The organism is Pseudomonas sp. Xaverov 83 (genome assembly GCF_019352905.1).
GTDB classification, from domain to species: domain Bacteria; phylum Pseudomonadota; class Gammaproteobacteria; order Pseudomonadales; family Pseudomonadaceae; genus Aquipseudomonas; species Aquipseudomonas yamanorum.
The window spans coordinates 1-17,159 of record NZ_JAAAFU010000023.1; the positions used below are offsets into that span (position 1 = coordinate 1).

The following is a 17,159-nucleotide window of genomic DNA, read 5'->3' on the forward strand; positions in this document are numbered from 1 at the left end:
TGCTTACTTTGGGCTGGGCCGGCATTCCGGCTTTTCCAAAGTGAGTCGCTGTAAGAGCGAAACCATAAGCGGCCGTTACCTAAATAACGGATATGTACTCAACCAGATCACACCGACAAATACCGACTAATAGTCGCCTCATCCACCCGATCCCGAGTCTCCTCAATCACAAACCTCCCCTTCTCAATCACCAAAAACCGATCAGCAATCTCCAAGGTAAACGACAACACCTGCTCAGAAACAACAATCGTCAAATCCCGCAAATTACGAATCTCCTTAAGCGTACGAGCAATGTCCTTGATGATCGAAGGCTGAATCCCCTCAGTCGGCTCATCCAACAACAACACCTTGGGATTCGTCGCCAACGCCCGGGCAATCGCCAACTGCTGTTGCTGCCCCCCAGACAAATTCCCACCCTTGCGCGAACGCATGTCATACAACACCGGAAACAATGCATACAAATCCTCAGGCACCTTGCCCCGAGCTGACGCCGGCAACCCCGTCTGGATATTCTCCAACACACTCATGCTGGGAAAAATCATCCGCCCCTGCGGCACATAGGCAATCCCCCGCTCCACCCGCTCATGGGTTTCAAGCGCAGACACATCATGCCCATCCACACTCACCTGCCCCTGCCACTGCGGCAGAATCCCCATCAGGCTCTTGAACAGCGTGGTCTTACCCATCCCGTTGCGCCCCATCACCGCAACGATCTCACGCTTGGCCACGTTCAGCTCCAAGTCATGAAGAATCTGGCTCTGCCCGTACCCGCACGACAGTTTGTCGATCTTGAACATGCCCGACTCCTCAGTGGCCCAAATACACTTCAATGACTTTCGGATTGCTCTGCACCGACTCCATGCTGCCCTCGGCCAGCACCTTGCCCTGGTGCAGCACCGTGACCTTGTGGGCAATGCTCTTGACGAACTCCATGTCATGCTCGATCACCAACACCGAGCGCCCCTGGCTGATGCGCTTGAGCAACTCGGCCGTTTGCGCCCGCTCGTTGACGCTCATCCCGGCCACCGGCTCATCGAGCATCAACAATTCAGGGTCTTGCATCAGCAGCATGCCAATCTCCAGCCACTGCTTCTGCCCGTGGGACAGCAGGTCCGCCTGCTGCTGCAACAAATCACCGAGAAAGATTTCCCGCGCCACTTCCTCGACCCGCGCCACCACCTGGGCATTGCGCTTGAAAAACAGCGCACCCCAGACCTTGCGCCCGGCCGGATACGACATCTCAAGGTTTTCAAACACCGTGAGGTTTTCGTAGATCGACGGGTTCTGAAACTTGCGCCCTACCCCGGCCCGCACGATGTTGTATTCGCGCATTTTGGTCAGTTCCTGGCCGTCGAACTGGATACTGCCGCTGGTGGCGCGGGTCTTACCGCAGATCAAATCCAGCACCGTGGTTTTGCCGGCACCGTTGGGGCCGATCACCACCCGCACTTCATTGCGGTCGATGTACAGGTTGAGGTTATCGACCGCCTTGAAACCGTCGAACGACACGGTCAGCCCTTCAATGGCCAACACGGGCTTTTTCATTTCAAAACCGACGGCGGTCATGGCTGTGTCTCCAGGATCTTGGCTTCAGCCTTGGGCTTGGTCTTCGCGGGCTCGGCCTTGACCACCGGCTTGCGCCGCAACAGTCGGGCCAGGGCCTGGCGACCATGGCTGTCCCACAACCCCGCCAGGCCGTTGGGGAAGTACATGACCACGGCGATAAACAGCCCGCCCATCAGGTACAGCCACAGCTCGGGGAAGGATTCGGAAAAGTAGGTCTTGCCGTAGTTCACCAGCAACGCGCCATACACCGCGCCCAGCAACGACATGCGCCCGCCCACCGCGGCAAAGATCACCATCTCGATGGACGGCACGATCCCCACGAATGACGGCGACATAAAACCCACCTGCAAGGCAAACATTGCCCCGCCAATCGCCGAAAACGCCGCCGCCACGCAGAACACGAAGATCTTGAAGCTGGCCACGTCATACCCGGAAAACCGTACCCGCTCTTCCTTGTCGCGCATGGCCATCAACAGCCGGCCCAGCTTCGAGGCGAGGATGAAACGGCCAATGAAGATGCAGCCGAACAACAGCCCGGCGTTGATGAAATACAGGATCATCTTCGCGCCGTCACCGCGCAGGTCCCAGCCCAGCAGGGTCTTGAGGTCAGTAATGCCATTGACACCACCGGTCAGGCCTTGCTGGCCGACGATCAGCACCGTGAGGATCAGCGCAATCGCTTGGGTGACGATGGAGAAATACACATCGCCCACCCGCCGCTTGAACAGCGCCATGCCGATGATGAACGCCAGCAACACCGGCACCGCAATCACCGCGAACAGGGTGAAGGTGAAGCTGTGGAACGGCTGCCACAGCCACGGCAGTTCGGTGATCTGGTTCCAGTCCATGAAGTCCGGAATGCCCGGCGTCGACTGGATCTTGGTGCTCTCGGGATCGGACGCTTCCAGCTTCAGGAACATCGCCATGCAGTAGCCGCCGACGCCAAAAAACACGCCCTGCCCGAGGCTGAGAATCCCGCCATAACCCCAGCACAGCACCAGGCCCACGGCGACGAACGCGTAGGTCAGGTACTTGCCGACCATGTTCAGGCGAAACGCATCCAGGGTCAGCGGGAATACCACGAGGATCAACAGCGCCAGCAGCACGATGCCGATCAGGTTTTGCTGGCCGCCCAGCAGTTTGTCTAGAGCCTTCATCGGTTCGCCTCTACTTGCGCACTTTGATGGAGAACAACCCTTGCGGGCGCAGCATCAGGATCAGGATCACCGACGACAGCGTCAGCACCTTGGCCATCGAGCCACTGAGGAAAAACTCCGACAGCGATTGGGTCTGGGCAATCACGAACGCCGAGGCAATGGTGCCGAACAGGCTTTGCGCGCCGCCGAATACGACGACCAGGAAGGTGTCGACGATGTACTGCGAACCGGCGGTCGGCCCGGTGGAGCCGATGGTGGTGAAGGCCGCACCGGCCACGCCCGCCACGCCGCAACCGAGGGCGAAGGTCATGCGGTCGACCTTGCGTGTATTGATGCCCACGGCGCGGCTCATCAAGCGGTTTTGCACGGTAGCCCGCACCTGCAGGCCCCAACGCGAACGGTAGAGCATGACAAAAATCGCCCCGGTCAGCAGCAGGGTCAGGCCCATCATGAACAGGCCGTTGCGCGGGATTTCGATGGCGTCGGTGAGGTTCACCGACCCCATCAGCCAGGCAGGCGGTTCGGCACTCACTTCACGGGCGCCGAACACCGAGCGGAAGGTTTGCTGCATCACCAGGGACAGCCCCCAGGTGGCGAGCAAGGTGTCCAGGGGCCGCTTGTACAAACGGCTGATCATTGCCCATTCCACCAGCCAGCCGACGGCGCCGGCGACGAGGAATGACAGGGCAATGGCAATGAAAAAGTAGTACGGCTGAAAGCTTGGCGCGAAATGCGCGGTGAGGCTGGAACAGACGTAGGTGGTGTAGGCGCCAATGGTCAGGAACTCACCGTGGGCCATGTTGATCACGCCCATCTGGCCGAAGATGATTGCCAGTCCCAATGCCATCAGCAACAGCACGCAGAACACGGACAAGCCATTGAACCCCTGCATCGCCGCGATGGCTCCAAATTCCGATAGCCATTCCATGATGATGGTCTCCTGAGCGGGAGGTTGAAATGCAATCTGCTTCTGCTTTATGTGGGAGCGGGCTTGCCTGCGATGGAATCACCTCGGTGTCACTGAAAGACCGAGTCGCCTGCATCGCGGGCAAGCCCAGCTCCCACAGAAGCCGGGTTTACACGTCAAAGGTTATTGATAGCCTTTCGGAAACGGATTCGGCTCGATCAGATCCGACTCGTAGATCACCTTGAACTGCCCGTTTGGCTGCACTTCACCGATGCGCGACTTGCTCCACAGGTGATGGTTTTCGTGGATCTTCACGTAGCCTTCCGGCGCGTTTTTCAGCTCGATGCCAGGCGATGCGGCGACGACTTTATCCACGTCGAAACTGCCGGCTTTCTCCACCGCCGCTTTCCACAACCATGGGCCGAGGTAGGCCGCCTGGGTCACGTCACCGATCACTGCGTCCTTGCCGTACTTGGCCTTGAACGCTTCCACGAAGGCTTTGTTGTTCGGGTTGTCGAGGCTCTGGAAGTACTTCATCGAGGCATAGAAGCCGGCCATGTTTTCGCCGCCGATGCCCAGCAGTTCGTCTTCGGTCACCGACAGGGTCAGCAGGGTTTGCTTGGATGAATTCACACCCGCCGCGTTGAGTTGTTTGTAGAAGGCCACGTTGGAGCCGCCCACCACGGCGGCGAACACCACGTCAGGCTTTTTCAGCTTGACCTTGTTGATCAGCGAACCGAACTGGGTGTTGCCCAGCGGGTAGTAGTCTTCGCCGACCACGGTGCCGTGCAGGACGTTTTCAATGTGCTTGCGCGCGATCTTCATCGAGGTGCGCGGCCAGATGTAGTCCGAGCCCACCAGGTAGAAGGTTTTGGCGCCCTTGGTCTTGGCGATCCAGTCGAGGCTGGCGAGGATTTGCTGGGTCGCTTCCTGGCCGGTGTAGATCACGTTTTTCGACTGTTCCAGGCCTTCGTAGAAGGTCGGGTAGTAGAGCAGGCCGTTTTCTTTTTCGAAGATCGGCAATACGGCTTTGCGTGAGGCCGAGGTCCAGCAGCCGAACACTGCGGCCACCTTGTCGTTGACCAGCAGTTTCTTGGCCTTTTCGGCGAAGGTCGGCCAGTCGGACGCGCCGTCTTCCTGGATCACCTTGATCTGCCGCCCGAGGATCCCGCCCGAGGCGTTGATCTGCTCGATGGCCAGGCGTTCGGCCTGGATCGAACCGGTTTCGGAAATCGCCATGGTGCCGGTGGCCGAGTGCAGCTGGCCGACGGTGACTTCCGTCGGCGTCACCGCCAGGCCTTCGTTGTCGGCCATGACGCCATGGCTGAACAGACTCGCCGCCAGCAGTGATAAGGCCAACAACGGTTTGGAGCGGATCAATCGTGATTCCATGGGGCGACTCCTCTGCAATGAGGGGTTCAGCATGGCGGCAGGTGGCCACGGCGGGTATACGCAGCCTGACGTAACGGCGTACGTCATTTGACGTATGCCGCCCTGCACCTTTTCAGGGCAGGATCGCGCCCTTCACAAACTGTGGAGATCCCATGTGGGAGCGGGCTTGCTCGCGAATGCGGTGGGTCAGCAACGAATGCATTCACTGATCCACCGCATTCGCGAGCAAGCCCGCTCCCACACAAGCCCGCTCCCACATTTGGACCCGCGGCGCCTGCCAGGGCATGGAACTTGCTCATCCTCCTAGCCCACTTCCCGGAGCCACCCACCGTGCAACCCCTCCCCGGCACCCAGCGCATCGTCAAGATTCGCCGCGACTACAACTCCTGGGTCGCCGACGAGACCATGGAAGACTACGCCCTGCGCTACACCCCAAAGTCCTTCCGCAAATGGTCGGAGCTGCGCATCGCCAATACCGCCCTCGGCGCGGTGTCGTTCCTGGCGCTGGAAGCCATCGGCGGCGTATTGGCCTTGAGCTACGGGTTCACCAACACCTTCTGGGCGATCCTTGCCATCAGCCTGGTGATCTTCCTCACCGGCCTGCCCATCAGCTACTACGCCGCCCGCTACGGCGTGGACATGGACCTGCTGACCCGCGGCGCAGGCTTCGGCTATATCGGTTCCACCATTACCTCGCTGATCTACGCCAGCTTCACCTTCCTGTTCTTCGCCCTCGAAGCGGCGATCATGGCCCTGGCCCTGGAGTTGTATTTCCATATCCCGCTGGCCATCGCCTATGTCATTTGTTCAGTGTTGGTGATCCCACTGGTGGCCTACGGCGTAACGCTGATCAGCCGCCTGCAACTGTGGACGCAACCCCTGTGGCTGGTGCTGCTGGTGCTGCCCTATGGCTTCGTGTTGTGGAAAAACCCCGAGGCCTTCAGCGACTGGACCAGCTTCGTCGGCCGCAGCAGCGACGGTGGTGACTTCAACCTGCTGTCGTTCTGCGCCGCCTGCACCGTGGCGCTGTCGTTGGTCACGCAAATCGGCGAACAGGTGGACTACCTGCGCTTCCTTCCGGAAAAAACCGCCGCCAACCGCAAGCGCTGGTGGGCCGCGCTGTTGTGCGCCGGCCCGGGCTGGATCGTGCCGGGCGCCTTGAAGATGTTCGCCGGGGCGTTCCTGGCCTTCCTTGCCCTGCAACATGAAATCCCCATGGAGCGCGCCGCCGAGCCGACCCAGATGTACCTGGTCGCGTTCGGCTATGTGTTCTCCTCTCCCGAATGGGCGCTGGGGGCGATGGTGCTGTTCGTGTTCATCTCGCAGATGAAGATCAACCTGACCAACGCCTACGCCGGCTCCCTGGCCTGGTCGAACTTCTTCGCCCGCGTGACCCACAGCCACCCCGGCCGCGTGGTGTGGCTGGTGTTCAACGTCGCCATCGCGCTGATGCTGATGGAGCTGGGGGTGTTCGATGTGATCGAGCAGGTGCTGGGGCTCTACGCGAATATCGCGATTGCCTGGATCGGCACGCTGGTGGCGGACCTGGTGATCAACAAGCCCCTGGGCCTGTCGCCCAAGCACATCGAGTTCAAGCGTGCGCACCTCTACGACATCAACCCGGTGGGCGTCGGCTCGATGCTGATTGCCTCGCTGCTGTCGATCCTCGCCCACTTCGGCCTGTTCGGCGCCCTGGCCCAGGCTGCGCCACCGTTTGTCGCGCTGGGTACCGCGTTAATCATGGCGCCGCTATTGGCGTGGCTCACCAAGGGCCGCTACTACATTGCCCGCAGCAGTAAAGCGCAGTTGATTCACCCGCAACCCGGCACCGGGCTGGTGATCTGCGGGCTGTGCAGCAACCCGTTCGAAACCGCCGACATGGCGTTCTGCCCGGCCTACAGCACGCCGATCTGCTCGCTCTGCTGCTCACTGGACGCGCGCTGTGGCGACCGCTGCAAACCCCATGCGCGGCTGGCCAGCCAGTTCGAAGGCGTGTTGCGCTGGTTGCTGCCGACGACGTTGGTACCGCGCCTGCATACCCGACTGGCGCACTACCTCGGATTGTTGATGGCGCTGGTGCTGATGCTCGCCGGGGCGCTGGCGCTGATCTACATGCAGGCGGCCCAGGGTTTGCCCCATTCGCAAACCTTGTACCAGGCGTTTTTCAAGGCGTTCCTCACGCTCTCGGTGCTGGCCGCCGTACTCGCCTGGTGGGTAGTACTCACCCGCGAAAGCCGGCGGGTGGCCCAGGAAGAATCCGACCGGCAAACCTCGCTGCTGATGCAGGAGATCGCCGCCCACAGCCTCACCGACCAGGCCCTGCAACAGGCCAAGGAAGCCTCGGAAGCAGCGAACGCGGCCAAGAGTCGCTACGTCACCGGGCTGTCCCACGAGCTGCGCACGCCGCTCAATAGCATCCTTGGCTTCACCCAGATCCTGCAGCGCGACAGTGCCATGCCCGAACAGCATCAGGACGCCCTGGCGACCATCCTGCGCAGCGGCTCGCACCTGCTGTCGCTGATCGACGGCCTGCTGGACGTGGCCAAGATCGAGGCCGGCAAGCTGCGCCTGGAACTCACCGAAATCCCCTTCCCGGAACTGATCCACGACCTGGAGCAAATGTTCACCCCCCAGGCCGAAGACAAGGGCCTGCGCTTTCGCCTGGACTGCGTGGGCAAGATCCCCGCCGTAGTGCGCGGCGATGAAAAACGCGTGCGGCAGATCCTGATCAACCTGCTGGGCAACGCGATCAACTTTACCGACAGCGGCGAGGTGCGCCTGCGGGTCAGCTACATGCGCGAGACCGCCAACTTCGAGATCATCGACACCGGCATCGGCATTGACCCGGAGCAGATCGAACGGATTTTCCAGCCATTCGAACGCGGCGACCTGATGCGCCAGGACAAGGGCGTGGGTCTGGGCCTGACCATCACACGCATGCTGACCTCACTGATGGGGGGCGAATTGCGTGTGGTCAGCGAACTGGACAAGGGCACCTGCTTCCAGGTGCGGCTGTTCCTGTCCCAGGTCCGGGTGCCGCAGGCGGTGGTGCATGTTGAACACGACATCATCGGCTACCACGGCGAGCGGCGGCGCATTCTGGTGGTGGACGACCATGTGGACCATCGCAAAGTGCTCAGCGGCATGCTCACGCCCTTGGGCTTCGAGGTGTCCCAGGCCAGCAACGGCCAGGAGGCGATCCGCCAGGTGGCCCTGCTGTCGCCGGACCTGATCCTGATGGACCTGTCGATGCCGACCATGGACGGCTGGGCCACCAGCCGGATGATCCGGCGTAATGCGCTGTCTGCCGCGCCGATAATCATCATCTCCGCCAACGCCTTCACTGACGACCGCGAACGCAGCATCGCCGGCGCCTGCAACGACTACCTGGCCAAGCCGGTGCGTACCCCGGAACTGCTCGGGCGCGTGCAACTGCACCTGGATTTGCAGTGGCTGCGCCGCCGGACGCCGATCGTCGCACCGGTCATCACACCGGGCGTGCTGCCCAGTGCTGAAGAACTCGCGGTGCTCGCCGAACTGAGCGCCATTGGCTATGTGCGTGGTTTGCATGAAAAGCTCGACGCCATCGTGCTGGAAAGCCCAGGCACCGCACCGTTCATCAACAAGCTCCGGGCGCTGCTGAAAAGCTTTCGCCTGGAAGAACTCAACCGAATCCTGAAGGAGGCCGAAGATGAATGCCTTGACCCACAGCGCTGAGCCCGGCGTAGTGCTGATTGTCGACGACACCCCGGACAACCTGGCCATGCTCTCCGACGCCCTGGACGACGCCGGCTACATGGTGCTGGTGGCGCTGGACGGCCTCAGCGCGCTGAACCGCGTGCAACGCCGGCGCCCGGACTTGATCCTGCTGGACGCGGTGATGCCCGGCCTGGACGGCTTTGAAACCTGCCGCCGGCTCAAGGCACAACCGGCCAGCGCGGACATTCCGGTGGTGTTCATGACCGGGCTGACCGACAGCAAGCATGTGGTGCAGGGGTTTGAGGTGGGCGGCAGTGACTACGTGACCAAGCCGATCCAGACGGATGAAGTGCTGGCGCGGGTGGCAGCGCATTTGCGGACGTCGCGGATATTGTTGTCGGCGCGGGCGGCGACGCAGCCGAGCGTGATTACTCTGGAGGATGAGCCGGCGCATAGGCTGTTGTCGGCACGGTTTCAACTGACGGAGCGGGAAGTCGAGGTGTTGCGCTGGGTGGCGTGTGGCAAGACCAATCGGGACATTGGCGACATTCTTGGGCTGAGCCCGAGGACGGTGAACAAGCATCTGGAGCATGTGTATGTGAAGTTGGGGGTGGAGACCCGGACGGCGGCGACTTCGGTGGCGATGGCGGCGATGAGTCCCGTGCGCGCTCAAACGATGGCGACTATCTAATGTGGGAGCTGGCTTGCCTGCGATGGCGGTCTATCAGTGACAACAATGTTGGCTGACCCACCGCTATCGCAGGCAAGCCAGCTCCCACATTTGATCTCTGTTGTGGCTGACAACTGCTAACCACCGAAGATCTGCGAAGGCCGCCTCAACGTCGGATCAAACGGATTGATCTTCGGCCCGATCGCCGCCGCCTCGCGCTTCAACAACTCCACCACCGTCGGCAACCGCCCCGGCCCCAGCCGGTCACTGATGGTTGCCACACTCAACGCCGCCACCGCATGCCCATTGCGATCCAGGATCGGCACCGCCAACCCGGCCATGCCTTCCAGCACTCCGGTATTGCGCGCCGCATACCCCAACCGCCGCACACTCTCCACCTCCGAGCGCAAAAACACCTCGTCGTACAGGTGAAAATCCTTGAGCCGTGGCAAGTTGTAGCGGATCACCGTCTCGCGCTCTTCCTCCGGCAAAAACGCCAGGATCGCCAAACTGCCCTGCCCTACGCCCAGCGCCACGCGCCCGCCGATGTCACCGGTGAAGGTACGGATCGGGTACGGCCCTTCACTGCGGTCCAGGCAGATCGCATCAAACCCGCTGCGCGCCAGCAGGAACAATGAATCCCCCAGCGAAGCACTGAGGCGCAACATGCTCGGCCGCACCAGGTCCCGCAGGTTGCCGGTATTGCCTGCATTTGCCGCCAGGGCGAAGAACTCCAGGCTCAGCCGATAGCGCTTGGTGCGCGCATCCTGCTCCACCATGCCCTCGTCCATCAGGCTGCGTAGCAGTCGGTGGGTGGTAGGTTGCGACAACCCCACCTGCTGCGCCAGTTGCGTCACCCGTTCACCCCCGTCCGGCGCCGCGCCGAGGATGCGCAGTAATGCAAACAACCGGGAGACGCCACCGGCGCCGACTTCCTTGACACTTTCATTCCGCTCAGTGGAATCCATAAGCCGATATCTCACACTAAATTCTGGTCAGTGAATGAAACTGAAAAAAGTACTCTATCCAGTGAAATTCCATCTTCCGCCATCCTAGTCTTTCGCCCTAATCTGCGTCCACAGGGGCGAAATGAACAACTAACGGCAGCCGACTCAAGATCGAGCGCCAACGCACCCGCAACACCCTTTTCGCATCTGCCCAAAACAAAAAAGCGCGTTTCGACGCGACTCAAAAAGGTGGAACGCAGACATGGCTTTTCTCCAACTCAACGCCTTGAGCAAACGCTACGGCGCCGTCGACGCGGTGGTCGCCACTGATCTTGCGGTGGAAAAAGGCGAGTTCGTGTCCCTGCTCGGCCCCTCGGGCTGCGGCAAGACCACCACCTTGCAAATGATCGCCGGCTTCGTCGACGTCACCGGTGGCCAGATCGTCCTCGACGGTCGCGACATCACCCACGCCAAACCCGCCAGCCGTGGCCTGGGCGTGGTGTTCCAGAGCTACGCGCTGTTCCCCCACATGAGCGTGCGCGACAACGTTGCGTTCGGCCTGAAGATGCGCAAGGTGCCCGCCGGCGAGATCGCAAGCAGAGTCAAGACCGTGCTGGAACTGGTGCGCCTGGCCCCTCACGCCGAGCGCTACCCGCGGGAACTGTCCGGCGGCCAGCGCCAGCGCGTGGCCCTGGCCCGCGCCCTGGTGATCGAGCCGCCGGTGTTGCTGCTGGACGAGCCCCTCTCCAACCTCGACGCCAACCTGCGGGAAGAGATGCAGTTCGAAATCCGCCGCATCCAGTGCGAAGTCGGGATCACCACCCTGATGGTCACCCACGACCAGGCTGAGGCACTGTCCATCAGCGACCGCGTGGTGGTGATGCAGGCCGGGCGCGTCACCCAGATCGACGCGCCGTACAAACTTTATGAACACCCGCGCACGCGCTTCATCTCGGACTTTGTCGGCAAGGCCAACCTGCTGGCGGGCGACTTCGATCAACTCGGTGCGCCGCAAGTGCGCTTCGAGCCCGGCAACGGCGAACTGACCCTGAGCCTGCGCCCGGAAAAGATCGACCTGGTGGCCGCCGGCTCAGGGCGCCTGCAAGGCAAGATCCTCGACAGCTATTTCTTCGGCAGCCAATGGCTGTACCGCATCAAGACCCAGATCGGCGAGCTGACCGTGGTCCGCCGCAACGACGGCAGTGCGCCCTTGGGTTGCGGCGCGGCGGTAGGCCTGGACTGGGAGTCGAGCCTGCTGCGGGTACTGGCCGCCGATGAGGTGCGCGCATGAGCCGTGGCTACCTGTTGTCGTTGCCGGCGCTGGTGTTGTTTTTCGGGCTGCTGATCCTGCCCCTGGGCCTGACGCTGGTGCTGTCGTTCAACGTGTTCGACTACCAGGTGGGGGTGAAGGCCGATGAGTGGACCTTCGCCCACTACCTGTCGCTGTTCAGCGATTCGTACTTCTACGAGATCTTCTGGCGCACCTTCTGGATCAGTGCCCTGGTGACCTTGCTCTGCGTGGTGATCGGGGTGCCCGAGGCCTACATCCTCAGCCGCATGGGCACGCCGTGGCGCTCGATCTTCCTGATCCTGATCCTCACGCCGCTGCTGATTTCAGTGGTGGTGCGGGCCTTTGGCTGGAGCCTGCTGCTGGGTGCCGATGGTCTGGTGAACCAGGTGATCCAGGCCCTCGGTGGCAAACCGGTGAAGCTGCTCTACACCTCGTTCGCGGTGATCATCGCACTGGTGCACGTGATGCTGCCGTTCATGATCATTCCGGTGTGGACCTCCCTGCAGAAGCTCGACCCGTCGGCGGAACAGGCGGCGCTGTCCCTGGGTGCCAGCCAGGCCACGGTGATGCGCAAGATCGTGTTGCCGCAGGTAATGCCCGGCGTGCTCTCCGGCACCCTGATCGTGTTTGGCCTGGCCGCCAGCTCCTTCGCGATCCCCGGCCTGCTGGGCGGACGTCGACTGAAGATGGTCGCCACGGTGGTCTACGACCAATACCTCTCGGAACTCAACTGGCCCATGGGCGCGACCATCGCGGTGGTGCTGATGTTGGTCAACTTGCTGATCATGCTGAGCTGGAACCGCATGGTCGAAGGCCGCTACAAAAAGTCCCTGGGAGTATAAGACGATGTCCAGAAACGGTCCTTTGGCCCTGGGCTTTCACGGCCTGGTGGTACTGTTCATGATGGCGCCGCTGGTGGTGGTGTGCCTGGTGGCCTTCACTCCGGAAAACACCTTGAGCCTGCCGACGTCGGGCTTCTCCCTGCGCTGGTTTCATGCGGTGTTCGAACGTGCCGACTTTATCCAGGCGTTCTATAACAGCCTGGTCCTGGCGTTCGTGGCCGCCAGCTTGGCGACCTTGATCGCGGTACCGGCGGCCCTGGCAATCAGTCGCTACCAGTTCCCCGGCCGTAACTTCTTCAGTGCCCTGTTCCTCTCGCCGATCATCATTCCGCACCTGGTACTGGGGGTAGCGATGCTGCGGCTGTTCGCAATGATGGGCGTCAACGGCAGCTTCACCTGGTTGATGCTGGCCCATGTGGTGATCATCACGCCTTACGTGTTGCGCCTGGTATTGGCCGCCGCCATCGGCATCGATCGCAGCGCCGAACAGGCTGCCGAATCCCTGGGGGCCAGCCGCTTCACCCTGTTTCGCCAGATCACCTTGCCGATGATTTTGCCCGGCGTGGCCGGCGGCTGGTTGCTGGCGTTCATCAACAGTTTCGATGAAGTCACTTTGTCGATTTTTGTCAGCTCGCCGGCCACCCAGACCTTGCCGGTGCGCATGTACGTGTACGCCACCGAATCCATCGACCCGATGATGGCGGCCGTGTCGGCGCTGGTGATCGGCTTGACGGCGGCGGCCATGATTTTGCTGGACCGGGTCTACGGCCTGGACCGCGTGTTGGTAGGGAAACATTGATGGCACTGTTCAAACGACTGGCCGAGACCCAGCGGCCCACCCTCGCCTTCACCCTCGACGGGCAGCCTGCCACAGGCTTGCTCGGCGACACCTTGCTGACCGCCGTACTGACCTGCGCCGAGCACCTGCGGGGCAGTGATTTCAGCGCCGAACGCCGCGCCGGTTTCTGCCTGATGGGCGCCTGCCAGGATTGCTGGGTGCGGCTTGAGGACGGTCGCCGAGTGCGCGCCTGTTCGACCTTGCTGGAAGACGGCCAGGCGATTCGCCGTGATCCGGGGCGCCAGGCATGAAGACAGTGGTGATAGTGGGCGCAGGCCCGGCGGGTATTACCGCCGCCCGGACCTTGCTCGAGCATGGCGTAACCCCGGTGTTGGTGGACGAGAGCCTGCGCGGCGGCGGCCAGATTTATCGGCGCCAACCGGCGAACTTCCAGCGCTCGGCGAAGCAGTTGTATGGCTTTGAAGCGGGCAAGGCGACGGCGCTGCATCGCACCATGGATGAGCTGGCAACCCGGATCGACTACCGGCCGGAAACCCTGGTGTGGAATGCCGAGAACGGTCGCCTGGACATGCTCAACAACGGCCACGCCGAAAGCATCGAATACGCGCAGATCATCGTCGCTACGGGCGCCACTGACCGCATCCTGCCGGTACCGGGCTGGACGCTGCCCGGCGTGTACAGCCTTGGCGCGGCGCAAATCGCACTGAAGTATCAAGGCTGCGCCATCGGCGAGCGCGTGGCGTTTTGCGGCAGCGGACCGTTGCTGTACCTGGTGGCGTATCAGTACGCCAAGGCCGGGGCCAAGGTAGTGGCGGTGCTCGACAGCGCGCCGTTCAGCGCCCAGTGCCGCGCCTTGCCGGCATTGCTCGGCCAGCCGGCGACCCTGGCAAAAGGTTTGTACTACCGCGCCTGGCTCACGGCCCACGGCATCCCGGTGCATCAAGGTGCAACGCTGTCGCACATCGACGGCGAACAACGAGTGACGGGCATCCACTGGGACCAGCAGGAAATCGCCTGTGATGCCGTGGCCTTCGCCCATGCCCTGCGCAGCGAGACCCAATTGGCGGATTTGCTTGGGTGTGAATTTTCCTGGAATGCATTGAACCGCGCCTGGTTGCCCCAGCGAGATGCGGCTGGGCGTAGCAGTGTCACGGGTGTTTATTTAGCGGGTGATGGTGCCGGAATCATGGGCGCCGATGCGGCGCAAATGGCGGGCGAGCGGGCGGCGTTGGCGTTGCTGGAAGACACCGGTATTGCCATCGCCCCTCGCCGGCCGGCGGTGCTGGAGCAGCAATTGGCGAGCATCCAACGCTTTCGTCATGGCCTGGAAACCGCCTTCCCCTTCCCGGAAAACTGGGCCGCCGAAGCCCCGGATGAACTGATCTTGTGCCGCTGTGAAGAAGTCAGCGTCGGCGAAGTACGCGCGGTGGTGGATGAAGGTCACTGGGAAGTGAACCGGGTCAAGGCCCATTGCCGGGTTGGCATGGGCCGTTGCCAGGGCCGGATGTGTGGGCTCGCAGCGGCAGAAATCATTGCCGAACGCAGTGGGCGCGAGATTCAAAACGTTGGCCGCCTGCGGGGCCAGGCACCGATCAAACCCTTGCCGTTTGGCGTGGAGATGCAGCCATGATCGACAGCGAAGTGATCGTGTTGGGCGGCGGGATTGTCGGCGCGTCAGCCGCCTTGCTGCTGGCGCAGAAAGGTCGGCGCGTGGTGCTGCTGGAGCGGGACTTTTGTGGTTCGCACTCAAGCGGCGTGAATTATGGCGGCGTGCGGCGCCAGGGTCGGCCATTGCATCAGTTGCCGTTATCGCAACGTGCCCACGAGCTGTGGTCCGACTTGCCGGGGCTGATTGGGATCGATGGCGAATACGTGCGCTCCGGGCATTTGAAACTGGCCCGCAGTCACGAAGACCTGGCCGCCTTGCAGGCTTACGCCGACGCCACTCGAGGCTTTGGCCTGGGCCTGCAAATGCTGGATCACGCTCAGCTGCGTGCACGGTTTCCATGGGTGGGTGATGTGGCGGTCGGCGCCTCACTCTGCCCCGAGGACGGCCACGCCAATCCGCGCCTGGTCTCCCCCGCCTTTGCCCGCGCCGCGCAGCGCCACGGTGCAAGGGTGATGGAGCAAACCGAAGTCACCCAGGTTGAACATGACGGCCAGCGGTTTCAGGTGCGCTGTGCCAATGGTGTGCAGCTGCAAGCCCGCTGGCTGTTGAACTGCGCCGGCGCCTGGGCCAGTACCGTGGCCGCGCACTTTGGCGAACCGGTGCCGATGACCTCGGCGCACCCGGCGATGCTGGTGACCGAGCCGTTGCCGGTGGTGATGGACGTGAGTACCGGCGTCGAAGGCGGCGGAATCTATGCGCGGCAGGTTGCCCGGGGCAATTGCATCCTCGGTGGTGGTCGCGGCTTTGCCCTGGGCCCGCAACAGGCCCGCCCGGGGCAAGCGGCGGTGCTGGAGATTCTGCGCAACGCCGGCGAGTTGTACCCGTTCCTCAGAGGTGCCCAGGCGATCCGCACCTGGAGCGGCACCGAAGGTTATCTACCCGACCACGAACCAGTGATCGGCGACAGCAGCACCCAACCCGGCCTGCTCCACGGTTTCGGCTTTGCCGGCGCCGGGTTCCAGCTCGGCCCTGCGGTCGGTGAAGCCCTGGCAGAAATCGTCTGCACGGGGGCCAGCCGGCAGCCCATCGAAGCATTTTCCATCCGTCGTTTCCAAGCCTGAGAGGAAGATTCATGCACATGATCAAACGTACTGCGCTGTCTTGCCTGTCCCTCGCCCTGTTGAGCACGGCGGCCCATGCTGCACCGACGCTGTACCTGGGCATGAACGGCGGCACCATGGAGCGGGTCTACGCCGACAAGGTGCTGCCTGCGTTCGAGAAGGCCAACAACGTCAAGGTGGTGATCGTGCCGGGCACCTCGTCGGACATCCTGGCCAAGGTGCAGGCCAACAAGGACAACCCGCAGATGCACGTGATGTTCCTCGACGACGGCATCATGTACCGCGCTATCTCCATGGGGTTGTGCGAGAAGCTCACGCCTAACCCGACCCTGGATCAGATTCCGGCCAAGGCCAAAATCAAGGAAGAGGCAGTTGCGGTGACGCTCGGGGTGACCGGGTTGGGTTACAACGCCAAGATGTTCAAGGAAAAGGGCTGGGCGCCGCCGACATCGTGGATGGACCTGGCGGATCCACGGTTCAAGGACAAGGTGGTGTTTCAGTCCCTGGCCTCCTCCACGTTTGGGTTGCATGGTTTCCTGATGTTCAACCGGATTCAGGGGGGCAGCGAGACCAACGTGGAGCCGGGGTTCAAGGCCTGGCCGAAAACCGTCGGGCCCAACGTGCTGGAATACATCGCCAGCTCGGCGAAGATTTCCGAGATGGTGCAGACGGATGAGGCGGCGATCTTTCCGCTAACGCCGACGCAGGTGACCACGCAGCAGTTGTTGGGTGTGCCGATGGAGTATGCGCAGCCGAAGGAAGGCGCGGTGGTGTTGAACGTGGCGGAGTGTGTGATTGCGCGGAATGACCAGCCGGAGTTGGCGCAGAAACTGGCGCAATTTTTGTTGACCGCTGAGGCGCAGGCGCCGGCTTTAGAGTTGGGGGATCAGATTCCTTCGAATCCTACTACGCCGACCACGGATAAGACTCGGGCTCGGGTGGAGGCGATGAACAGTTACTTGCAGACGGCGATTTCGATTGACTGGGATCAGGTGAACCAGGCGCGGCCGGAGTGGAATGCGCGGTGGAGTCGGTCGATTGAGCGGTAGGCTTTGGGGGTGAATATCCGTTATTTGGGTGATGGCTTAAATTGGTTCCGCTCTTACAGCGGGTCACTTTTGAAAGGAGCCCAAAAGTAACCAAAAGGCTCTTGCCCCAC

General features: G+C 62.1%; 15 protein-coding genes. 9 read left to right on the plus strand and 6 right to left on the minus strand.

Features of this window, described 5'->3' with window-relative positions; all coding sequences use genetic code 11:
• Nucleotides 1–107 precede the first annotated feature (107 nt).
• From urtE to urtA, 5 genes are all read right to left on the minus strand, one after another.
• Nucleotides 108–797, minus strand: coding sequence for an urea ABC transporter ATP-binding subunit UrtE (urtE, locus tag K0H47_RS08790; protein WP_093208296.1), 690 nt, complete (start codon nt 795–797; stop codon nt 108–110).
• 10 nt (nt 798–807) lie between these two features.
• On the minus strand, nt 808–1,566 hold the full coding sequence (gene urtD / locus K0H47_RS08795) for an urea ABC transporter ATP-binding protein UrtD (protein WP_017475231.1): 759 nt from the start codon (nt 1,564–1,566) through the stop codon (nt 808–810).
• Nucleotides 1,563–2,723, minus strand: a complete 1,161-nt coding sequence (urtC, locus tag K0H47_RS08800) for an urea ABC transporter permease subunit UrtC (RefSeq protein ID WP_177027508.1) — start codon at nt 2,721–2,723, stop codon at nt 1,563–1,565. Before urtC ends, urtD begins: the two co-directional genes overlap by 4 nt.
• A gap of 10 nt (nt 2,724–2,733) precedes the next feature.
• Nucleotides 2,734–3,651 carry an urea ABC transporter permease subunit UrtB gene (gene urtB / locus K0H47_RS08805; RefSeq protein WP_063028859.1) on the minus strand — a complete coding sequence of 306 codons (918 nt, stop codon included), beginning with the start codon at nt 3,649–3,651 and terminating at the stop codon, nt 2,734–2,736.
• Nucleotides 3,652–3,813: 162 nt separating this feature from the next.
• Entirely contained in the window at nt 3,814–5,022 is a 1,209-nt protein-coding gene (gene urtA, locus K0H47_RS08810; RefSeq protein ID WP_017475234.1) for an urea ABC transporter substrate-binding protein, read from the minus strand.
• 330 nt (nt 5,023–5,352) lie between these two features.
• Here urtA and K0H47_RS08815 point away from each other — a divergent pair, with 330 nt between their 5' ends.
• Nucleotides 5,353–8,739 carry an ATP-binding protein gene (locus K0H47_RS08815; RefSeq protein ID WP_177071219.1) on the plus strand — a complete coding sequence of 1,129 codons (3,387 nt, stop codon included), beginning with the start codon at nt 5,353–5,355 and terminating at the stop codon, nt 8,737–8,739.
• Nucleotides 8,714–9,412: a response regulator gene (locus K0H47_RS08820; protein ID WP_219272401.1), complete on the plus strand. Its 699-nt coding sequence runs from the start codon at nt 8,714–8,716 to the stop codon at nt 9,410–9,412. Before K0H47_RS08815 ends, K0H47_RS08820 begins: the two co-directional genes overlap by 26 nt.
• Nucleotides 9,413–9,528: 116 nt before the next feature.
• Here K0H47_RS08820 and K0H47_RS08825 read toward each other — a convergent pair whose 3' ends face one another.
• Entirely contained in the window at nt 9,529–10,359 is an 831-nt protein-coding gene (locus K0H47_RS08825) for an IclR family transcriptional regulator (protein WP_063028853.1), read from the minus strand.
• Between the two features lie 241 nt (nt 10,360–10,600).
• On the opposite strand from K0H47_RS08825, the gene K0H47_RS08830 reads away from it, so the two are divergent.
• The 7 genes from K0H47_RS08830 to K0H47_RS08860 are packed head-to-tail and all read left to right on the plus strand — an operon-like array spanning nt 10,601 to nt 17,049.
• Nucleotides 10,601–11,629, plus strand: a complete 1,029-nt coding sequence (locus K0H47_RS08830) for an ABC transporter ATP-binding protein (protein ID WP_218263981.1) — start codon at nt 10,601–10,603, stop codon at nt 11,627–11,629.
• The gene (locus K0H47_RS08835; protein WP_218263980.1) at nt 11,626–12,471 is read left to right on the plus strand and encodes an ABC transporter permease; all 846 of its coding nucleotides are present in this window, start codon (nt 11,626–11,628) and stop codon (nt 12,469–12,471) included. Before K0H47_RS08830 ends, K0H47_RS08835 begins: the two co-directional genes overlap by 4 nt.
• A 4-nt stretch (nt 12,472–12,475) precedes the next feature.
• Nucleotides 12,476–13,270, plus strand: a complete 795-nt coding sequence (locus tag K0H47_RS08840) for an ABC transporter permease (RefSeq protein WP_063028849.1) — start codon at nt 12,476–12,478, stop codon at nt 13,268–13,270.
• Nucleotides 13,270–13,560, plus strand: a complete 291-nt coding sequence (locus K0H47_RS08845; protein WP_063028847.1) for a (2Fe-2S)-binding protein — start codon at nt 13,270–13,272, stop codon at nt 13,558–13,560. Before K0H47_RS08840 ends, K0H47_RS08845 begins: the two co-directional genes overlap by 1 nt.
• Nucleotides 13,557–14,900: an NAD(P)/FAD-dependent oxidoreductase gene (locus K0H47_RS08850; RefSeq protein WP_177027503.1), complete on the plus strand. Its 1,344-nt coding sequence runs from the start codon at nt 13,557–13,559 to the stop codon at nt 14,898–14,900. The genes K0H47_RS08845 and K0H47_RS08850 overlap by 4 nt, the downstream gene beginning before the upstream one ends.
• On the plus strand, nt 14,897–16,000 hold the full coding sequence (locus K0H47_RS08855) for an FAD-binding oxidoreductase (RefSeq protein WP_219272403.1): 1,104 nt from the start codon (nt 14,897–14,899) through the stop codon (nt 15,998–16,000). Before K0H47_RS08850 ends, K0H47_RS08855 begins: the two co-directional genes overlap by 4 nt.
• A 17-nt stretch (nt 16,001–16,017) precedes the next feature.
• Entirely contained in the window at nt 16,018–17,049 is a 1,032-nt protein-coding gene (locus K0H47_RS08860) for an ABC transporter substrate-binding protein (protein WP_003218283.1), read from the plus strand.
• Nucleotides 17,050–17,159 lie beyond the last annotated feature (110 nt).